This is a genomic window from Parabacteroides chongii (assembly GCF_029581355.1).
GTDB lineage: Bacteria > Bacteroidota > Bacteroidia > Bacteroidales > Tannerellaceae > Parabacteroides > Parabacteroides chongii.
Genome location: NZ_CP120849.1, coordinates 51,934 through 71,494, shown reverse-complemented (window position 1 = coordinate 71,494; position 19,561 = coordinate 51,934). Strand labels below are relative to the sequence as shown.

The window sequence follows — 19,561 nt, the reverse complement described above, 5'->3', positions numbered from 1 at the left end:
TTCAATCTTTGTCAGGCAAAGATAATAAAAAGTCGGTAATGAGCGGTAAATGATCGCTGTAACCGCCCTCATATTTAAAGCCGTAATAGGTGCGGAAAGGACGTTTCCCCTGCCAGGTCTTATCGTTGGTGAGCAGGAAAGGCGGTGCGAAAATCCGGTTACTTCCCGGGAGAAGGTACATGGAGGATGTAGTATCGATCAGGTTTCCGGAGACGATGATATGATCCAGTTGATTCCATTCGCCCTGATACTTATGGGTTCCCGGATAATTCAGAACGTGCGGATCGGCAAAAAGGTTGTACAACTTTTTCGCTTCGATCCTTTTGCCGATTTTTCCGGCTGCCAGTATTTGTGTGATGCTGGCATTCTCTGCCGTATCGTTGAAATCGCCCATAATCAGTATTTGAGGGTTTGTACGAGTTCCGAGCAGGGAGTTGCAAAGGTTTCGCAATGTCCGGACGGCATCGAATCGGTCGGCTTCGCTCTCTTTTTCACCTCCGTAACGGGACGGGAGATGGCAGACAAATACATCCAGTGTATCTGCGGTTATGACTTTTCCCCATACATGGAGGAGATTGCGGGTGTGTTTATGATTTTTACGGGTGAAAACAACCGGATGTTCCCGGTGACCGATGTAGCCGAACTGATCCCGTTGATAGAGGAGGGCTGTATTTATGCCCCTTGTATCTGAACCGTGTGTCATACAATATCGGTATTGTTGTTGTTTCAGGGGTGTCCGGTTGAGCAGATGGATCAGGACGGAATCATTTTCCACTTCGCAAAGGGCTACCAAAGCCGGGGTATTCCATTCACCGGCGGCACTGATCACTTTAGCTATCTGCTGAAGTTTATGATAATAACGTCCGCGGGTCCAGTGATGGTTACCCGACGGGAGGAAATCGTTGTCGTTCTTATCCGGATTATCATCGGTGTCGAACAGATTCTCTACATTATAACTCATGATCCTGAATCCGGACTGGGCATTCGCCGAGCAGGAGAGAAAGGCTAGAACGCAAATAAATATAGTTAAGGTCCTGGTCATATCTATTGTTTTTATTTTTCATCCTCTTCTTTTGGAACAAACTCGTAAGCTCCGATATCGGGTCCGTTGTTCGTTAATCGGTTGACACCGTTCCGGTCGACCGGGTATTTCTGAGAGACGAACAGGTCTGCCTTGCCGACACCCGGAGTTGTTTCTTTGTCGGGGCGGAAGTCGTACATATATTTATTCGTTTTTCCACCGTTCATCCGATATTCCATTTTACTGTCGTCTTTTCCTTTTACGAAAATGACATCAGTAAAGTTTTCACTGTCGATCTGATCTGCCATTACTACACAGTGGTTAAAATGATATTTCAAATTATCGTTTCTTAATGGGGTCGCTTTGGTTCCCATTGAAATTTCAATTTCCTTTCCTGCTCCCAGGCTACCGTCGATTATGCAATTGTCGAAGTTGGCCTGCAATAAATCGTACGGACCGATTTCACTGTATTTATCGGCTGTATTGTCTAATAAACGTAAAGTGAAGCTGGGTTCCGGATTTTGGGCCAGTGAATGACGGGGTTTAGCAGATATATAGTTCGCCAGTGTACAATGAGTAAAGCTATATTTACCGCCACTTAGCTGAACGATATTGATCGTGGCATTTGTAAATTCACTGTTTGTCGCTTCGATATTACTATTGATTGCTGTCAGGACACTTCCGTCCATATTGGTGATCTGTGAATTGTTGATCTTCAATTTGGATTTTTCCGGATCAGACGCTTCACAGGTAATACCATTATTCCCGTTTCGTACTATTACATTATTAAATAGGTTGTTGAAACTTTCTTTTTTGAAAACAATACCTTCCCATTGTCCCGGGGTACGGTCGTAAGGTAACTGGTCGTCCAGGATAAAATCGAGACGGTCGCCACGGAAGACAATCGGTTTATCTTTTGTGCCCTCGGCGATCAGTGTGCCGTCGACAATGATCTTGGCCTTGTTGTGCATATAGAGGGTTGTTCCTTCTTCTATCTGTACGGTTACGCCCTTGCCGATCATCAAACTGTCGTATATCAGATAGGGACGTTCAGCCGTCAGCCTGGTATCTTCGCTTAATGTCTGTCCGCCTTTGATCAGCTTGACATCCTGTCCGCATGCTTCCAGTAAAACAGTTTGTGTTATATTATTACAACTGAACAGAATGGAATCCTGAACTAATAACGGTTGATCTTTTCCGGTCGGATTGACGGTCACTTCTACAAATATATACATGCTGTCTTTTGCGGCAATCCGGACATTTTCAAAATTATCTCCTTTGCGTCCGTCTACATTGATGTGAAAACCGCTGGTAGCAGGCGATGCCTGAATAATCCGTTCGATATTCAAAGGTTCGTCATTTCTGTTGTAAACCATGAATTGTTTTGTGGCGGAACCGATTGTTGTAAAGACAGTATCAAAAGATAAGGTATCTGTCGAGAAACTCAACCGGTGGTTTGGATTGGTCGAGTAATTTTCGTCCAGCCCGTCGCATCCAGCCAACAGGTTGAGTAAAATTGTACTTATGATCAGCAACGGCGCTGTAATTCTTTTCATTTTCGCTAAATGTTAAAATGTATGCCTTTGTGTTCTTGTTTCTTTATAAACAAACGATTTATAAAGAATGTTTTCAGGCCTTAACATAAAAAAAGAGGAAAAACACGATTAAAGTGTTAATCCTCTTTCTATAACGTAGAATATTTAAATTTATTTTGCCGGTACGCTTTTTAATAATTCCAGAAGATGTGCCCACCACAAGCCGACGGTCTTAATTTCGATCCGTTCGTTGGGAGAGTGAACATCTCTTAATGTCGGTCCGAAAGAAATCATATCCAGATTAGGATATTTTTCGAGGAATAATCCACATTCCAGTCCGGCATGGATTGCCATGATCTTGGCATCCTTATTAAATAAATGTTTGTAAGTATCCTGTGCCACTTTCAGGATTTTAGAATCCGGATTCGGAGCCCATCCCGGATAACCGTCACCGTGAGTAACGACAGCACCCGCCAGTTTGAATACGGAAGCGACCTGGTTGGCGATCATATTCTTGCAGGATTCGATGGAACTGCGTTGACTGGTTCCTACTGTGATGATGAATGATTGGGTTTCTGCATCCTGTCTGATTTTTACGGAAGCCAGGTTGGTTGAAGTTTCTACCAGTCCTTCGATATCGTGGCTCATGCCGATCACGCCATGAGGACAGGCATGTAAAGCCCAGATAACTTTTTCCATGTCGAAGTTGCTGATACAAAATTCCGGACGATCGGTCGATTCCATAGTGATCTGTACATTCGGATCGACATGTTTCAGTTCATTCTCTATATCGGCAGTATAGTTGTTAAGCAGGACGCGTACCTGTTCTTTGTCTTCCGGATAAAGACCGATAACTGTATGTGCTTCACGGGCAATCGCATTGCGTAGATTACCGCCCTCGATAGAGCACAGCGTGAAGTCTGCTTCATTGTTCAGTAAATACAGGAAGCGAACCAGTACTTTATTGGCATTTCCCAATCCTTTGTGAATTTCACCGCCGGAATGTCCGCCGTTCAATCCTTTAATATTGATTTTGAAATATAACATATTGGGATTGGTTGCGCGCTGTTCGCAATGGAACACGGCTTGCGTGTCTTTTCCGCCGGCGCAGCCCATGAAAATCTCACCTTCGTCTTCGCTGTCCAGATTCAACAGGATGTCACCGGTCATGAATCCTTTTTCAAGTGCTTTAGCTCCGGTCAGACCGGTTTCTTCGTCCACAGTAAACAGACATTCTATCGGTCCGTGTTCGATATCGTCGGATGCCAGGATAGCCAGTTCGGCAGCAACACCTATACCGTTGTCGGCTCCGAGTGTCGTTCCGTTGGCACGCAGCCAGTCGCCGTCGACGATCGTTTCGATCGGGTCGTTATCAAAATCATGAACTGTCCCGTTATTCTTTTCGCAAACCATATCCATGTGAGACTGCAGGATGACAACCGGCCGGTTTTCATATCCGGGGGTTGCAGACTTCGACATCAGGATATTTCCGGCTGCATCTTTTTTTATAGCGATTTTATACTCTTTTGCAAACGATTCCAGATACTGGATCATTTTGCCTTCCTTCTTTGAAGGACGGGGCACTTGGGTTACCTGATGGAAGAATTTCCAAACGATTTCAGGCTTTAAGTCAGTAATCTTCATAATGTTACAATATATTATAGATGTTACTCTATAGTTAATAATGTGATCGTTTTTCGAGTTGTGTATGAAAAAAAGTAGAATTAAATACCAAAAAGATACTTTGTAATCACTTAAACTCTTATATTTGCGTCCACAAATATAGAGAAAATGCTTACAACGATATTGCTTACGGTCATAATTCTTGTTATTTGTGTTGTGTTGCTTGCCATAAAAGTGATATTCAAGAAAGGAGGACGCTTCCCGAATACGCATGTGGGTGGTAACAGAGCACTAGGTAAAAAAGGGATACATTGTGCGAAAACGCAAGACCGGGAACAGGCCAAGCAAAAGAATCTATATGATCGGTTGAAAGAAATAGAAGAATAAAATAAGGATTTAATTTACACTTTATGAAGAACATTAACTACGTAATTAATGGTGTGCTCGCGGTGGCTGTCGTGATATTGTTCATAATGCAATTTTCCGACAAGAAAGAATCGACTGTAACAAAAACATTTGCATCCGGAGAAGGCGATACAACGAATCTGCTTCCTATCGCTTATGTCAATGTCGATTCACTTTTGCTTAATTATAATTATTTCAAGGATCTGAATGAACAGCTCCTGAAAAAAGAAGAAAATTCGCGTGCGAATGTAACTCAGCAGGCACGTACCTTGCAGACCGAAGTGCAGGAGTTCTATCGTAAAATGGAAAATAATGCCTTCCTTACTCGTGAAAGAGCTCAACAGGAACAGGAACGTTTGATGAAAAAAGAACAGGAACTGAAAGACCTGGATGCTAAATTGTCACAAGATCTGTTGGTAGAACGCCAGAAGTTGAACGAACAGCTTCGTGATACAGTTGTTTCAAAACTGAAAGTATATAATAAGGATAAAGGATATCAGGTAATTTTCAGCAATACGGCAGAAGACAATATTTTGCTGGCAGGCGATGCTTACGATATCACAAACGAATTGATCGACTTATTAAACAAGAGCTATTCCAGCGGAAAGTAAGCAAAGATTAAAAGTAATATATAGAAAAAGCTGTTGCAGTATTGTAACAGCTTTTTTTATGTCATTATGTATAATTTCTATTACAGTAAAAAAAAATCCCCACTCTAGTGGGTGAAAATCCCCATATACGTGGGACTTTATCCCCACAGTGATGGGTGAAATTCCCCACAGGAAAAAATATTTTGGGGAAAACATAGAATGTATTTATTTCTTTTTACCTGAAACGAATGAGGAGTAGAGCAGCAGGATGGCTGCAATTGTCAGGCAGATCACCCATTCTTTCATATCCTTGAACATGAGTCCGGAGGCACAGATCATCAGAATGGAAGCGATCACGTTGAAACGGTGCAGACGACGTTCGCGAAACTCCATCTCCTGGGTAGGTAATGTGAGGAAACAGACCGCCATTCCGGCAGCACCTACGGCAAATAGATAGGGTGCCAGAAACCATTTGGTAAGGAACAGTACAGCACCTGCCAGTATCAGTAAACCGGCCGTATTAAAAATGATAGTTCTTGCTTTTTGATTCATTATTTCTTTTTGATGATATAGACGTCTTCATTCGGCTTCTTCATGAAATACTCTTCACGGGCGAACCGTTCCAAACCTTCCTTGTCGGTGCGAAGATCGTTCAGTTTCTTACTGTTTATCTCAATCTCTTTCTGATAGTGTTTGATCTCTTTTTCCAGGCTGCGGATTTTTTCGTCGTACGTATACCGCTTATACAAATTGCTGTCGCCCACCGTAAAAGTGAGGATCAGAAATCCGATGATAACCAGCCAATAGGCATTTATCTTGGATAGATACTTGTTGTAAAAGTCTTTTATGCGTGACATGGAACTTCGTTTTTGCAAAGGTAAATGAATTATTTTGTATATCTTTGTATTGTTAATAAAAAAGCAAAGAATGGACAATTATATTGTATCGGCAAGAAAATATCGCCCCTCTACTTTTCGTAGTGTCGTAGGGCAAAAGTCTCTTACCACTACACTAAAAAATGCAATACAAAGTAACAAGCTCGCTCATGCCTATCTTTTTTGTGGACCGCGTGGTGTCGGGAAAACTTCGTGTGCACGTATCTTTGCTAAAACGATCAACTGCCTGAACCCGACAGCCGATGGTGAAGCCTGCAACGAATGCGAATCGTGCCAGGCTTTCAATGAGCAGCGTTCTTATAATATCCATGAACTGGATGCCGCCTCCAACAACTCGGTGGACGATATCCGTTCGCTGATCGACCAGGTACGTATTCCGCCTGCTATCGGGAAATACAAAGTATTTATTATCGATGAAGTGCATATGCTGAGTTCGGCGGCTTTCAATGCCTTTTTGAAAACGTTGGAAGAACCTCCTCATCATGCCCTGTTTATTCTGGCTACTACTGAAAAGCATAAAGTGCTGCCGACTATCTTGTCGCGTTGTCAGATTTATGATTTTTCCCGTATTTCAATAACGGATATGGTGGAGCACCTCGAATACGTCTCTTCGCAGGAAAATGTAACGGCGGAACCGGAAGCTTTGAACGTAATCGCTCAGAAAGCTGACGGAGGTATGCGTGACGCTTTGTCTATTTTCGACCAGGTAGTCAGCTTTACCAACGGAAATATCACCTATCAGGCTGTTATCGACAACTTGAATGTGCTTGACTACGAATATTATTTCCGTCTTACGGATGCTATTCTGGCAGGAAATGTCCGCTCTTCTATCCTCATACTGAATGAAATATTAAGTAAAGGTTTTGACGGGCAGAACATCATCACCGGTCTAGCTGCTCATTTCCGCGATCTGTTGGTCTGCAAGGATGAGGCGACGCTGATACTCTTTGAAGTCGGTGCTTCCATCCGCGAACGTTATAAGGAGATGGCGAAACGTTGTCCGGATCAGTTGCTTTTTAAAGCGATCGAACTGGCTAATTCCTGCGATCTGAACTATCGTGCCAGCCGCAATAAACGTTTGTTGCTCGAACTGACGCTTATCCAGCTTTGCCAGTTGACTACGGTCGGACAGGCTGTCGATGATAAAAAAAAAGGAGTAATTGAACCGATTGCTTCCGGTGCTTCCGGACAGCCTGTATCTCAAGGTGCGCAGCCTGTCCATCAAGGGCAACCGGTACGTCAGCAGGTTCAACCGGGACAAATACCCAACCATATGCCCCAGCAACCCGTCGGAATGAATGGTGGTAATGGGCAAGTGATAACGACAAATATGCCTTCATCGGCAACGAAAATTCCGCAAGGACCTCCGGATTCAGTTCCGAAAAGGAGTTCACGTCCGCCTCATTTGGGTACTTCCTTAAAAGAAATAGGGGTTGAAAAACCGAAAAACCAAATGACGCAACAAGAGAGCCGGACTGTGCAGGAAATGGTCACCCCTTTTTCTCAGGAGGATCTGGTTCGTTGTTGGGATGCTTACGCGGCAAGCGGTATGATTGAAAAGAAGGTGTATCTGAAAAATACAATGATCAACTGTAAACCCGTTTTGCAGGAGAATTATTTCTTTGAAGTGGGCGTTCATAATCCGGGTCAGCAGGATGAGTTGAGCAACGGGTGCGTGGACTTGCTGAATTACCTGCGTGTCCAGTTAAAAAACACCCGTATACAGATGCGTGTGCGGATTGTGGAAACCAATGAAAAACATCTGGCTTATACTTCTACCGAAAAGTTTGAACATCTGTTAAGCGTGAATCCGGTTCTTGCCAAGTTGAAGGATGAGTTTAACCTGACGCTGGATTGATTGAGGCGATATAGAACAAAATGACTGTTTCAGACGTTTTATCTATATAGTAATCGGAGGACCGTTTTCTGTTTAGACGAATATTATCGTGTTTTTGATTAGACTTTATTCGCTGAATAGATGTATTTTAGCGGATAAATAAAACGTTGATTGGTATGGGCATGAAGAATTATATCCTATTATTGATGGCTTCCGTACTTTGTACGGGATGTGCGACAATGGATCCGACATCGAGGACGATTGTGGGTTCGCAGGTCGGGATGCTGGCAGGTACGGTTACCGGTGCGGTGATCGGACATTCTGTCGGAGGATACCGGGGCGAGGCGATAGGGTCGTTTGTCGGTTCGGTAGGCGGGACAGTGGTCGGTGCTGCGGCTGCTTCATCTCAAAACCAGCGTAATAATAATAGGGTACGGAATGATAACAGAAGTTACGACCGCCCTTATGTGGTTATTGAAGATATTTATCTGGAAGACCGTAATGGAAATCAGATGATTGATGCCGGAGAGACTTGTCGTATTTCTTTTATTTTGCGTAACGAGAGCCGCCAGCCGGCTTATAGTATTGAACCGATCATAAAAACGGAAAGCGGAACTAAATATCTAAAACTATCCAAACCGGCCATAATCCGTGAAATCCGTCCGCACGGACGAGTGAGTTATACCATTACCGTACATGCAGAACCCAAATTGAAAAGCGGTGAAGCATCTTTTTCCATCCGTCTTAAAGATTCGGATGGCTATCTGACGGAAAAGGAGACTTTCCAGGTGCCGACACGGGCTAACTATAGATGATTGCAAGCAAAGGAACTCTTTCTTATAATATAATAACGCGATAAAGTTAGTATTTGTTGGTAAAGAAACAGCTAAAAGATATTTGACTAGTGTTTTTGGATCTGATATAGTTATTTATAGCTATATGGTATCTTTGGGCTTTTTTCTACTTTTGCATACTCACTTTAAAAGATTGGAAGATGAATATTCTTGATATGGCATGGCAGAACCAGCAGGAAGCCTGGAAAGTAGTGGAAAACAGTGGTATTATCCCAGCCTGGAAAAGTATCGGGGCAGAAGTAAATATGGTGGGGTCTTTGCGTACAGGTCTGCTGATGAAACACCGGGATATCGATTTTCATATTTATTCTTCTCCATTGAGTTTGTCCGATAGCTTTCAGGCGATGGCAAGGTTGGCTGAAAATCCGTTTATCAGAAAAATAGAATGTGCAAATCTGCTGCATACGGTTGAGGAGTGTGTGGAGTGGCATGCCTGGTATCAGGAACTAGCCGGTGAACTTTGGCAGATCGATATGATCCATATTCGGAAAGGCTCTCGTTATGACGGTTATTTTGAGAAAGTAGCCGATAGGATCGAAGCACTCCTGACGGATGAAACCAGACAGGCTATCTTACAATTGAAATATGAAACTCCTGAGACGGAAAAGATAATAGGAGTGGAGTATTATCAGGCGGTTATTCAGGATGGAATCAGAAATTATGCTGATTTTTCAGAGTGGAGAAAACTGCATCCGGTGACAGGTGTTGTTGAATGGATGCCATAAACTATCATCCGTTTAGAGACTCCGGTTATGCTGTTTTAACTAAGTAATCCGGCTGCTAATCCTGCTTTTATTGCTTCAATAGAATTTTGTACTCCTAATTTGCGCAATAGATTTTGTCGATGAATATTTACTGTATGGATACTGATACAAAGTCGATGGGCTATCTCCTTACTCAAAAGTCCCTGTTGGATAAGACGTAGTATTTCTGTCTCCCGTGGAGTAAGGTTTGTTTGCGAATGAGGGGATGGGAAGAATATTTCTCCGTTTCTGCGGTTGACAACTGTGCAATCGACTAGTCTGGATTCCTTTTGATTTGGAGATATATCCATATTGCCTAGTATGAGCCATGCTTTTCCGTTAATGCTCTGTTCCAACACTTGTTGTTTGCTGATGACACGTATATATTGTTGTCGGGCATCACGGACACGAAAGCTGTATATATTGCAATAATCGTTCCGTTTTTCGGCGGGAAGACTGTAAATAAACTGTCCCAGTCGGATCTGAAGGTCTGCCAGTTGTTGGCGGTCGTCAGGATGAATACGCGATTCCAGGTAATCCCCTTGTTTCTCCAGAGTGGCGATTTTATGGCTGTCATATCCTAATAAGTCTGTGAAGTTGGGAGAGGCAAAGGCATATCTGCATTTATACACGTCCACGACAAATGTACAGGTATGGCTTATCTTTGAGATTTGATGGAGCATAGACCTGTCGCGTTCCCAGATCGAGTAGTCGATCTCGGCAGCAGATAAGTTTTGTTGTGCCCACAATTCTTCCCGGGTGATATCTGTTGATTTCATAGGATATGATTCTTAATGTAATAATTAACGAAGCCGGATGGCTGATATTACAGTTGTTTTATTTAGCTTTGCAAACATAACTAATTTGATTTAATTATTCTACATTTGTAGAAAGAAGAACCCAAAAACAAAGATTGTTCAACAATGAAAAATCAGCTCTGTATATAGCTACGCTCAACGAATAGCCTTCTTCAATAAAGCTATTCAGCTATTTGACAAATAATATGATTTTATTTGCCACAGAGTTTTATTCCCTTTTATTTATGAATTTGAGGAATGGCGGACTGTTTTGAATACAGTGTGCTGTAACGTGTTATTACAGTTGAGCAATGAATTATACATATAAACAGATATGGCTCATCAATTTTCCGGTGATGATGAGCATTTTAATGGAACAATTAATTAATATTACCGATGCGGTCTTTTTAGGGCATGTCGGAGAAATAGAGTTGGGAGCATCGGCTATTGCGGGGATCTACTATCTGGCAGTTTATATGCTGGGGTTTGGGTTTAGTATCGGGTTGCAGGTGATGCTGGCCCGAAGAAATGGAGAGCAGAGATATAAAGAAACAGGAAAAACATTTATTCAGGGAATCTATTTCCTTTCAGGATTGGCTATCCTTCTTTGTTTGTTACTTCGTATTGTATCTCCGTGTCTCTTGGAACGATTGATTTCTTCTCCGGAAATTTATCAGGCAGTGATTCGGTATCTGGATTGGCGTAGTTTCGGACTGTTATTCTCGTTTCCTTTCCTGGCAATCCGCTCTTTCTTTGTCGGGATAACACTGACCAAAGCATTGTCATGGGCTGCTATGGTGGCTGTTTTGATCAATATACCTTTCAATTACTTGCTGATATTTGTTTGGGGATTAGGTATTTCCGGTGCGGCAATAGCTTCATCGTTGGCTGAGATGGGGTCTTTTGTCATACTTTGTATCTATATGTGGAAGAAAATAGATAAGCAGAAGTATGGATTGAAGTTTGTCTATGATGGACGGGTACTTGTTGCTGTGTTGAAATTGTCGGTATGGAGTATGTTGCATGCTTTTATCAGCGTGGCTCCGTGGTTTTTGTTTTTTATCGCTATAGAGCATCTGGGAGAGATGGAATTGGCTATTTCTAATATTACCAGAAGTGTATCTGCCATATTTTTTGTCATAGCAAATTCTTTTGCTGTTACTACCGGATCGCTGGTCAGTAATATGATAGGAGCCGGAGATAGAAATACCGCTTTTCCTATCTGCCGGAAGATACTCAAATTGGGATATGCTATCGGTTTACCGTTGGTTGGAGTTGCCTTGTTGTGTAATCAATGGATTATAGGTTTTTATACGGATAACCGACAATTGGTGGAATTAGCGTTTACACCTTTTGTAGTAATGTTGTTGAATTATACCTTTGCTCTACCTGGTTATGTATATCTAAATGCTGTTGGAGGAACCGGTAAGACAATAATTACATTTATATTTCAGGTGACGACAACTGTTATTTACCTGATTTATCTTTATTGGTTAAGCCATTGTACAAATGCTTCTTTAGCTATCTATTTGACTGCAGAATATCTTTTTGTGATTCTATTGGCAGTCCAATCCATTATTTATTTGAAAAGAAAACATTATTAATATCAGAAAGTTATGATGACGAAAATATATCCGCGTGCGGGAGATAAACAGACGGTGTATTTGAATGCCGTAGTAAAAGATCCGCAAATAGAGATTGGTGATTATACAATTTATAATGATTTTGTTTCCGATCCGTTATTTTTTGAAAAGAACAATGTGCTCTATCATTATCCCATCCATCAGGAGAAGTTGGTGATCGGTAAATTCTGTTCTATCGCTTGTGGTGTGAAGTTCTTATTTAATTGCGCTAATCACGCATTGAAATCATTATCAACGTATACTTTTCCGTTGTTTTATGAGGAATGGGAATTAGACAAGGCTGACATAACCTCCGCATGGGATAATAAAGGAGATATTGTGATTGGTAACGATGTGTGGATCGGTTATGAAGCTGTGATTATGGCGGGAGTACATATTGGTGACGGGGCAATTATCGGAACGCGTGCTGTTGTAACTAAAGATGTACCTCCTTATACTATTGTAGGCGGAGTTCCTGCCAGGGAAATTCGCAAACGTTTTGATGCTGATGTAATAGAACGATTACTGAAGTTGGAATGGTGGAATTGGCCTGTCAGTAAGATCCGGAGTTGTCTGCCGGGGCTAATAAAGGCATTGCCTACCACATTAACATGAGTGACATCCATTATAAACACTTATCTTTGTATGCGTAAAATAAAGAGAATAAGGACAAAGAAACGTATGTAATGGTTATAAAACCGAAGTTGTACAAATATTATATAAAATAGAATGAACAAGAAAGAAGTAATTTTTATTCTGCTAAATAATTTTGCAGATTGGGAAGGAGCCTATATCTCCACCTGCTTGAATATTGGGGTTAAGCCCGGGAATCCTATTAAATACAATGTTAAGACTTTGTCCATAAGCAAAGACCCGGTTTGTTCCATAGGCGGTTTCAAGGTTTTGCCGGATTATGGAATTAATGATATGCCGGAAGATTATGCAGGATTGGTGTTGGTTGGTGGAATGAGTTGGTTCTCGCCTGAAGCTGGGCAGATTGTTCCATTGATAGAGAAAGCAATCGCAGACAAGAAGCTGGTTGCCGGAATATGCAATGCTTCGGTTTTTCTCGGAGCTCATGGCTTCCTCAATAATGTGAAGCACACGAGCAACGGACTTGAATATATCAAGCAATATGCCGGAGATAAATATGCAGGCGAAGCTAATTATATCAACAAACAGGCAGTAAGAGATGTGAACATTGTTACCGCCAACGGAACAGCGCCATTGGACTTTTGTCGGGAAATACTGTACGCTTTGGATGCCGATACACCGGATATTATAGAGGAAAGTTATCAGTATTACATCAATGGCCTTAGCCCTAAGTAATAAAGTCTAGCAATCCCTCTGGATTTCGGTATGATCCGATTTTAAGATAAAAACACTGTAAAGACATAAAAAAACAGTTATCTAAAAGATAACTGTTTTTTTATGTGGTACCACAAGGAATTGAACGGGGACACAAGGATTTTCAGTCCTTTGTTATTTTCTCATTATCCTTTGTCTGGTTTAAACAGATGTTTGATTAATAAATTAGTTAATTATTTCTGTTATAATATTATACCATATAAATGAAGAAAGCAACGTACGAATTAGAATAAAACGTATCCTATTTTGTTATTCCTGATATATAATATTGACTGTAAATGATTCATCACTATTTTCGTCATATTGACCATCCTCATCAAAATCTTTACTGATAATCTTTACAGGATAACCATCTTTGTCAAGCTCATATTCAAAGCGGCAACTTCCTACTTTTTCCTCTAAATATTTAGAAGTCTTTCCATACCATCCACTATAATAAGCAAAGAAAAGCCCGAACGTATAATAATCTGATTCTATATCCATATCTATGAAACGATAATCTTCTGTCAGAAAAAGAGGTGAAATTCCTAATTTGTTCTCATATTTTGTATATGAAATATAATTAGTTTCACTATTACCATCAGAATAATTATAAATGAAGCTAATTAGATTATTATTCGCATAAATGTATTTGACATTATCACCATTAAAATCAGAGTAATCTAAATATCCATCTTTATAATTAAATTTACCTTTATCAGCCTGATCTTGTTCATTATTGGTTATGTCTTTGTAAAAATATGTAACATCTAAAATGAATCCTTGATTATTCATTGTACTTTGTATATTATAAGAACAAGAAAGTCCTCCATAGTCACAATTCAAATCTGTTGGGTTTGAATGTTTACAATGATTTTTAGTAATACTTGTTATCTGATTATTATCATAACTGATTGAAGTAATAAAATTATCACGATACCTATCACTTATATAGGTTTCAATCTTGTTGATTCTGTCTTTATCATCATACGATAATGTCTGCTCTGTTAGATAATCTTTACCTGGATAATAAACAGTCATTGACTTTATCCGTTTAGTTTGAATGTCTGGTTTATCTGGTTGTTCCGGTTTAATCGGATCATCAGTTACAGGATCATCACCTCCACAACTGAACAAAGTACATGCAGCAATAAGCATAAAAAGTAATTTTCTAATCATAGCAATTAAATTTCCCCCTCCCTGCTCCCTCCGGTTGGATTATAAAATAAAAGGTGTGGGAACTGTATTTGCTTTATCCTATTTCTCCGGCTTCTCGCATTGCCTTGTACTATGGATAAAACAACAGCAACCCACACCAGTTTCGTATATAATTTACCCTCTCAGGTAAGTTTAATACAAATGATGCGGGTGCTATTGCTATCACCTTCATAGTACATTTCAAATTTTGCGAGAATTTGAGAAATAGAAGATAATTTCAATAACACCTTTCGTTAAACGTATGTCCTCTCATGTCATCCTATCGCTTTAGGCATATGAGATTGCTGCAAATGTACGAAAAGTGTTTAGTATTCCTATCGTTACAAGTAAAATATTAAACATCGATTTTTTATATCTTACATTAGTAGGTAGTGGCGAAACTGTACCTTGCAACGTATGTTGTCAATTCAATGGGCAAGTTAAACTCTTTGCCAATAGCTTTCAAACGCTCATTCACTTTAGTGATTGCCTTGTGAATCCTGTTCCGTTGCAGTTGTTCCGTTTTATGGAAGGTAGACAGGATAGGGAATAGGTAAGGATTATCCGGATCAGCGTATTTCTGGATCAGTTAAATGGCTTTCGGCTGTAATGGCAGTTTTATCAACTTACTTGTTTTGCGTCTGGAATCTTTGATATTGTTTGAACGTAGCCATGTTTCGTATTTGCATAGCCATGCAATATCAATATCAGGAAAACATATATTTATGTCTATAATAAAAGTGACATAGCTAATTTAATTGATAAATATCCATTAAATGATAAAGAAGCAGAGCTGTTGCTCTCTTGTACTATTGCTGAATCATGGTTTACTAATCCTACAGAAGTCTATGTTAATCTATCTTGAATCAGTTGCAGTTATTAAAGTGATAATAATACGGTATAATATCCTCCTGTTTTGGGTGCACCTCTAAATTCTACTATACCTTTTTCTTGTAAGGATTTAATATATCGCATTGTTGTTCTTACACTTTTGCCTATATGATTTGCTATTTCGGAAGCATTTAAGCCGGGAGTTACTATCAGTAAATTGATTACAGCTTGTTCATTCTCATTTATAGCATTATTTACTATGTCATTTACTCTGCCATTTACTGTGTCATAGTTGGCAGAGTTGGAGATTTGACGTTTGAACACTGCTGTAAACATTCCCTCCGTGTGAAATTTTGGTTCAGGTAGATTCGCCTCCCTCATAGCCTCTTGCATACGAGGAATGCCGGATGCAACCCTTTCAACCAAGTGCATACGGGTAAATAAACCGAAGATTAGCGGGTTACGTGTCATACTTTTATGTCCGAAATCTTTAGCCACAACGGGCAGAAGTCCTCCGGGATTGGAAATCTCTACCCGGTCGTCAAACATTTCTATCATAATGTTTGCGCCTTGTTCATAGTAGTCACGGTGTGATAGGGCGTTTATAATGGCCTCTTTAAATACGGTTAGAGGTATTTCCCAAATTTCCTCTCTGGGTCCTGTGCCTTCTATTTTATAGGCTACTTGCAATTTACTTTCCAGCCAAGACATAGCTTGTAAATAGTTCTTAGTGTTCTGAAACGTATTCCAATAGTATTTTCTTTGATATTGTTTGAATGTAGTCATGTTTCGTATTTGCGTAGCCATGCTGTATCAATATCGGGAAAATAGATATTCAGATGTTTGTTGAACCTTATAAGCGAGTTATGAACTTGTTTGACAGAAAGCATGTAGCCTGTGCGTTTCTTAAATGGCTTTCTTTGTTTTTCAATACTTCGGATTTGTAACATACGACATTTGCAGTTGTACTCATGGTTTAAACAAAGCACTCGAAACACAGAAAGTAACAGGATTTTGAAGTAAAAACCATCGAAAAGACATAAAAAAAACAGTTACAAATAAATGTAACTGCTTGATTTTTAGTGGTGCCACCAGCAACCGGAAACGGTTTGATATGGCACTATCTCTCAGTAAGTTATATCTTTGCTACGATGTAAGTCCCTTGAATAAGGTTTTCACAGCTTTGCACCGTTCAACACAAGTTTGTATCTTGGGTACGATTTCTGAATGCGAAGATAGTACATTTTCTGATATTAAATTCTTTAATTTAGATTTTTGTTAGTAAGTCGATGAAATTATTTATTTAGAATATCTATACATCTATCTAACATGACTTCATTGTCAATTATTACAATATGCAGTTTTTTTCTTGTCCTAGTGATTATTTGATATAACATTTGTTTTTGCGAATAATAAGTATTATCAGCAATTAAATCTCCTTGAGAATTATATTTAAAAGAGTCATCTATGACTATCACAACGTTGTCGAACTCTTGACCAACTACAGAATGTGCGCTTTCTGTATCACCGGATAAGTATGCTTCATAATGGAAGGTTGAGCGCGTTCCCGGTGTGTAATTAGGTACTTTCCAGTTTTTCTTCGATAATTCTTGCAGCAATGATTTTGCAGAAAAATAATTTTTGCAATATGTAAGTTCAATGTTGGGATAGTCTATGTTGGATATATTCTTTTTGAGATTGAAAAGTTGTTTTATAAAATATGCAATTTCTTTATTTGTTCTAATTTTATCTGTTAGCTTATAGGGGGTACATGATAATTCTTTTTCAATCCTTTCTTTGGTATGGTAATTTTTCTCATTATCACGCAAGTATTGGTTTTCATCGTATGAGAATATGCATTTTTTATTGAAAGTGCGTACTTCCTCTATATATTTATCAAATTGATATGGATACATTCGTTGGGCTTCGTCAATTATAATTAAGTCAAAATCTGTCGTATTCGGAGCATATTTAGGCATATGTATGCTCCAACCATATTCTTCCATTAAGATTTTGTGACCACTATTTAGTGGAGCACAATGTAAAATAAGTACTTTTTCGCCTTTCCGAATACTTTCTTTAGCTATATGATAAGTCAATAATGTTTTGCCTGTTCCTGCACTACCTGTTAAAGCTATGAATTTTGTTGTTGCGTCAGATAACTTTGTTCGGATTTCATTATATATTTGTTCTTGTTGGACTGTAAGAAAATATCCTTCTGCCATAAATTTTTCAGGAGAATTGAAAGGAGAAACTAAATAGTCGGATGGATTAAATAAATCATCAATATTGTTGAATGTTACTACTTCTTGAAGAAACAGCTTGTTGCACAACTCATTAAAAGTCGCTTCTTTTATTTCATTATTACTATCTTTTATTATGAGTTTATAAAGCTTATTTTCATTTAAAATATAGGTATAGATATAAACTTCCTTATCCAAGAACTCGAGGTAGTATCTATTCTTTTGCTGTTGTTTGAATATCTTGTCTATTGAACTCTCCGTTTTTATTTCTATGTTGATAATATAATTATCACCAAATCTAAGTAAATCAAATTCTTTTCCAATTTGTGGTATTGAATATCCTAAATAATAGTTGTTAACAATGGTGATGTTATTTTTTATTTTTAATAATTCATTCACAAAAGACTCTATACCATTAAGCTCGTAATCTTTTATTCCACTGATTATTCCGTAACTATTCATAAGTTTTTGGAATAGTGTATTACTTAGTTTTCGATAAGCTTCTATGATAGATAGAATATTGACACTTTTCATAGGGCAAATTTGTAAATACTAATTTTAAATATGATGATAATTTTTACTTGGTGTTTTATCTCTTTTGGCTATTCCAATAATATCCTCCATTTTTCTGTGCCCCTCTAAACTCTATCAAATCTAATCTAACCAAAGAATTTAAGTAGCGTTTAGCAGTCGGAACACTTTTGCCTATTAATCCTGCAATCTTAGACGAATTAAGTCCCGGATATTGCTTGATGATATTTAGCACTTCTTGTTCTTTTGAGTTTACAGTATCATTTACAGTATCATTTACAGTATCATTCTTGATACTGATACCTCTTTTGAATATAACCGTAAACATCCCGTCCGTATGAAATTCCGGTTCAGGAAGATTTGCTTCTCTCATAGCTTCTTGCATACGTGGAATACCGGATGCAACTCTTTCTACCAAGTGCATACGGGTAAATAATCCGAATATTAGTGGATTACGTGTCATGCTTTTGTGTCCAAAGTCTTTAGCTACAACAGGTAAAAGTCCTCCGGGATTGGAAATCTCTACCCGGTCTTCAAACATTTCTATCATAATGCTTGCGCCTTGTTCGTAGTAATCACGGTGCGACAGGGCGTTTATAATAGCTTCTTTAAATACGGTCAGAGGGATTTCCCAAATTTCCTCTCTTGGTCCTGTTCCCTCTATTTTATAAGCTACTTGCAGTTTGCTTTCCAGCCAAGACATAGCCTGTAAATACTGTTGGTACAATGAACCTCCGAAAGTTTTGTCATCTATAATATAGACTTTATTCGTTCCCTTGAAAAGAACACATCTTGTAACAGCGTGTGGAAACTTTCGTTCAGGTTGTTTGCCGAAGAACATTGCTGCACCGTTTTTTGCCGTACCATTTTCGGTAAACAATTCCAAGTTTTCAAAGATTTGTTTGTCGGGTGTGGACGGGCTTAGTTTTGCTTCTGTTCGAAAGTCTTTAATCATTTGTTCGTCTGCATCCGTGTAAATATTGAACCAATGGCAGGGTATATGGTCAAAAAAGATTTTGTTACACTCCTGAAAGAAGCTGCGCATTTCTTCGGCTGTGCGAAGTTTCTGTGAGTTTGCCCCCTCACGCACATAGATAGAACCGGAAAATATATAAGGTTTATCCTTGCCGGACGGAACATCAATCACCCAAACAGTTTTATCTCCAATATTTATGGAATACAATTCACAGTGGAGTGCAGGAGATATTTCGCTGATAGAACCTTGAATGGCAGAACGCTTATCGTTTTCTAAGTTAGTATCTACCACTTGTCCGTTATCATCTACTCCAATAAGCAAATATCCTCCGTCTGCATTGGCAAAAGCACATATTTCTTCTGTCAGTTCACGAACCTTTGAAGGAACACGAACCTTAAATTCCACATTGTAGCCTTCTCCACTATCAATGAGTGATTGTATGTTTTCTGTGTTTAACATGAACTTTTATAATAGTGCCACAAAAATAGTTATTTGTTACGATTGTAAGTTGTT

17 protein-coding genes and 1 pseudogene are annotated in these 19,561 nt (G+C 39.3%); 8 read left to right on the top strand and 10 right to left on the bottom strand.

The window, feature by feature from the left end:
- Position 1: 1 nt before the first annotated feature.
- The 3 genes from P3L47_RS00435 to P3L47_RS00425 all read right to left on the bottom strand — a co-directional run bounded on the left by P3L47_RS00435 (position 2) and on the right by P3L47_RS00425 (position 4,200).
- Positions 2 to 1,042, bottom strand: a complete 1,041-nt coding sequence (locus tag P3L47_RS00435; RefSeq protein WP_277782382.1) for an endonuclease/exonuclease/phosphatase family protein — start codon at positions 1,040 to 1,042, stop codon at positions 2 to 4.
- Between the two features lie 11 nt (positions 1,043 to 1,053).
- On the bottom strand, positions 1,054 to 2,577 hold the full coding sequence (locus P3L47_RS00430) for a hypothetical protein (RefSeq protein WP_277782381.1): 1,524 nt from the start codon (positions 2,575 to 2,577) through the stop codon (positions 1,054 to 1,056).
- A 150-nt stretch (positions 2,578 to 2,727) separates the two neighbouring features.
- Positions 2,728 to 4,200 carry an aminoacyl-histidine dipeptidase gene (locus tag P3L47_RS00425; RefSeq protein WP_277782380.1) on the bottom strand — a complete coding sequence of 491 codons (1,473 nt, stop codon included), beginning with the start codon at positions 4,198 to 4,200 and terminating at the stop codon, positions 2,728 to 2,730.
- A gap of 147 nt (positions 4,201 to 4,347) precedes the next feature.
- Here P3L47_RS00425 and P3L47_RS00420 point away from each other — a divergent pair, with 147 nt between their 5' ends.
- Both P3L47_RS00420 and P3L47_RS00415 read left to right on the top strand, forming a co-directional pair.
- Positions 4,348 to 4,566: a hypothetical protein gene (locus P3L47_RS00420; protein ID WP_122362294.1), complete on the top strand. Its 219-nt coding sequence runs from the start codon at positions 4,348 to 4,350 to the stop codon at positions 4,564 to 4,566.
- Positions 4,567 to 4,589: 23 nt separating this feature from the next.
- On the top strand, positions 4,590 to 5,195 hold the full coding sequence (locus P3L47_RS00415; protein ID WP_122362293.1) for an OmpH/Skp family outer membrane protein: 606 nt from the start codon (positions 4,590 to 4,592) through the stop codon (positions 5,193 to 5,195).
- A 204-nt stretch (positions 5,196 to 5,399) separates the two neighbouring features.
- Here P3L47_RS00415 and P3L47_RS00410 read toward each other — a convergent pair whose 3' ends face one another.
- Positions 5,400 to 5,726, bottom strand: coding sequence for a hypothetical protein (locus P3L47_RS00410; RefSeq protein WP_122362291.1), 327 nt, complete (start codon positions 5,724 to 5,726; stop codon positions 5,400 to 5,402).
- Entirely contained in the window at positions 5,726 to 6,031 is a 306-nt protein-coding gene (locus P3L47_RS00405; protein WP_122362290.1) for an FtsB family cell division protein, read from the bottom strand. Before P3L47_RS00405 ends, P3L47_RS00410 begins: the two co-directional genes overlap by 1 nt.
- A 70-nt stretch (positions 6,032 to 6,101) precedes the next feature.
- Between P3L47_RS00405 and P3L47_RS00400 the strand changes: the two genes are divergently transcribed.
- From P3L47_RS00400 to P3L47_RS00390, 3 genes are all read left to right on the top strand, one after another.
- Positions 6,102 to 7,928, top strand: a complete 1,827-nt coding sequence (locus tag P3L47_RS00400; protein ID WP_277782379.1) for a DNA polymerase III subunit gamma/tau — start codon at positions 6,102 to 6,104, stop codon at positions 7,926 to 7,928.
- Positions 7,929 to 8,083: 155 nt separating this feature from the next.
- On the top strand, positions 8,084 to 8,722 hold the full coding sequence (locus tag P3L47_RS00395; RefSeq protein ID WP_122362288.1) for a COG1361 family protein: 639 nt from the start codon (positions 8,084 to 8,086) through the stop codon (positions 8,720 to 8,722).
- A 179-nt stretch (positions 8,723 to 8,901) separates the two neighbouring features.
- Positions 8,902 to 9,486, top strand: a complete 585-nt coding sequence (locus P3L47_RS00390) for a phosphoglycerate mutase family protein (protein ID WP_277782378.1) — start codon at positions 8,902 to 8,904, stop codon at positions 9,484 to 9,486.
- A 35-nt stretch (positions 9,487 to 9,521) separates the two neighbouring features.
- On the opposite strand, the gene P3L47_RS00385 is transcribed toward P3L47_RS00390, so the two are convergent.
- On the bottom strand, positions 9,522 to 10,283 hold the full coding sequence (locus P3L47_RS00385; RefSeq protein WP_277782377.1) for a helix-turn-helix transcriptional regulator: 762 nt from the start codon (positions 10,281 to 10,283) through the stop codon (positions 9,522 to 9,524).
- Positions 10,284 to 10,612: 329 nt separating this feature from the next.
- On the opposite strand from P3L47_RS00385, the gene P3L47_RS00380 reads away from it, so the two are divergent.
- The 3 genes from P3L47_RS00380 to P3L47_RS00370 all read left to right on the top strand — a co-directional run bounded on the left by P3L47_RS00380 (position 10,613) and on the right by P3L47_RS00370 (position 13,252).
- A complete protein-coding gene (locus tag P3L47_RS00380; protein ID WP_277782376.1) occupies positions 10,613 to 11,905 on the top strand; it encodes an MATE family efflux transporter in 1,293 nt (430 codons plus the stop codon).
- Positions 11,906 to 11,917: 12 nt separating this feature from the next.
- Positions 11,918 to 12,538, top strand: coding sequence for a CatB-related O-acetyltransferase (locus P3L47_RS00375; RefSeq protein WP_277782375.1), 621 nt, complete (start codon positions 11,918 to 11,920; stop codon positions 12,536 to 12,538).
- Between the two features lie 114 nt (positions 12,539 to 12,652).
- Positions 12,653 to 13,252 (top strand): type 1 glutamine amidotransferase family protein, encoded by a 600-nt coding sequence (locus P3L47_RS00370; protein WP_277782374.1) that lies wholly within the window; start codon positions 12,653 to 12,655, stop codon positions 13,250 to 13,252.
- 288 nt (positions 13,253 to 13,540) lie between these two features.
- Here the strand turns inward: P3L47_RS00370 and P3L47_RS00365 are convergent, their stop codons facing one another.
- The 4 genes and pseudogenes from P3L47_RS00365 to P3L47_RS00340 all read right to left on the bottom strand — a co-directional run bounded on the left by P3L47_RS00365 (position 13,541) and on the right by P3L47_RS00340 (position 19,507).
- Positions 13,541 to 14,449 (bottom strand): hypothetical protein, encoded by a 909-nt coding sequence (locus P3L47_RS00365; protein WP_147382999.1) that lies wholly within the window; start codon positions 14,447 to 14,449, stop codon positions 13,541 to 13,543.
- Between the two features lie 897 nt (positions 14,450 to 15,346).
- Positions 15,347 to 16,027 (bottom strand): annotated as a pseudogene (locus tag P3L47_RS00355) (ATP-binding protein); the annotation flags it as partial.
- 566 nt (positions 16,028 to 16,593) lie between these two features.
- Positions 16,594 to 18,075, bottom strand: coding sequence for a DNA/RNA helicase domain-containing protein (locus P3L47_RS00345; protein ID WP_122362281.1), 1,482 nt, complete (start codon positions 18,073 to 18,075; stop codon positions 16,594 to 16,596).
- Positions 18,076 to 18,130: 55 nt separating this feature from the next.
- Positions 18,131 to 19,507 (bottom strand): AlbA family DNA-binding domain-containing protein, encoded by a 1,377-nt coding sequence (locus P3L47_RS00340; protein WP_277782373.1) that lies wholly within the window; start codon positions 19,505 to 19,507, stop codon positions 18,131 to 18,133.
- Positions 19,508 to 19,561 lie beyond the last annotated feature (54 nt).

Bases quoted from the DNA above. Each gene is read 5' to 3' on its own strand.
- P3L47_RS00420 (WP_122362294.1), top strand. From the start codon at position 4,348: ATGCTTACAACGATATTGCTTACGGTCATAATTCTTGTTATTTGTGTT.
- P3L47_RS00345 (WP_122362281.1), bottom strand. From the start codon at position 18,075: ATGAAAAGTGTCAATATTCTATCTATCATAGAAGCTTATCGAAAACTA.
- P3L47_RS00340 (WP_277782373.1), bottom strand. From the start codon at position 19,507: ATGTTAAACACAGAAAACATACAATCACTCATTGATAGTGGAGAAGGC.
- P3L47_RS00405 (WP_122362290.1), bottom strand. From the start codon at position 6,031: ATGTCACGCATAAAAGACTTTTACAACAAGTATCTATCCAAGATAAAT.
- P3L47_RS00390 (WP_277782378.1), top strand. From the start codon at position 8,902: ATGAATATTCTTGATATGGCATGGCAGAACCAGCAGGAAGCCTGGAAA.
- P3L47_RS00410 (WP_122362291.1), bottom strand. From the start codon at position 5,726: ATGAATCAAAAAGCAAGAACTATCATTTTTAATACGGCCGGTTTACTG.
- P3L47_RS00415 (WP_122362293.1), top strand. From the start codon at position 4,590: ATGAAGAACATTAACTACGTAATTAATGGTGTGCTCGCGGTGGCTGTC.
- P3L47_RS00430 (WP_277782381.1), bottom strand. From the start codon at position 2,577: ATGAAAAGAATTACAGCGCCGTTGCTGATCATAAGTACAATTTTACTC.
- P3L47_RS00385 (WP_277782377.1), bottom strand. From the start codon at position 10,283: ATGAAATCAACAGATATCACCCGGGAAGAATTGTGGGCACAACAAAAC.
- P3L47_RS00365 (WP_147382999.1), bottom strand. From the start codon at position 14,449: ATGATTAGAAAATTACTTTTTATGCTTATTGCTGCATGTACTTTGTTC.
- P3L47_RS00435 (WP_277782382.1), bottom strand. From the start codon at position 1,042: ATGACCAGGACCTTAACTATATTTATTTGCGTTCTAGCCTTTCTCTCC.
- P3L47_RS00395 (WP_122362288.1), top strand. From the start codon at position 8,084: ATGGGCATGAAGAATTATATCCTATTATTGATGGCTTCCGTACTTTGT.
- P3L47_RS00425 (WP_277782380.1), bottom strand. From the start codon at position 4,200: ATGAAGATTACTGACTTAAAGCCTGAAATCGTTTGGAAATTCTTCCAT.
- P3L47_RS00370 (WP_277782374.1), top strand. From the start codon at position 12,653: ATGAACAAGAAAGAAGTAATTTTTATTCTGCTAAATAATTTTGCAGAT.
- P3L47_RS00375 (WP_277782375.1), top strand. From the start codon at position 11,918: ATGATGACGAAAATATATCCGCGTGCGGGAGATAAACAGACGGTGTAT.
- P3L47_RS00400 (WP_277782379.1), top strand. From the start codon at position 6,102: ATGGACAATTATATTGTATCGGCAAGAAAATATCGCCCCTCTACTTTT.
- P3L47_RS00380 (WP_277782376.1), top strand. From the start codon at position 10,613: ATGAATTATACATATAAACAGATATGGCTCATCAATTTTCCGGTGATG.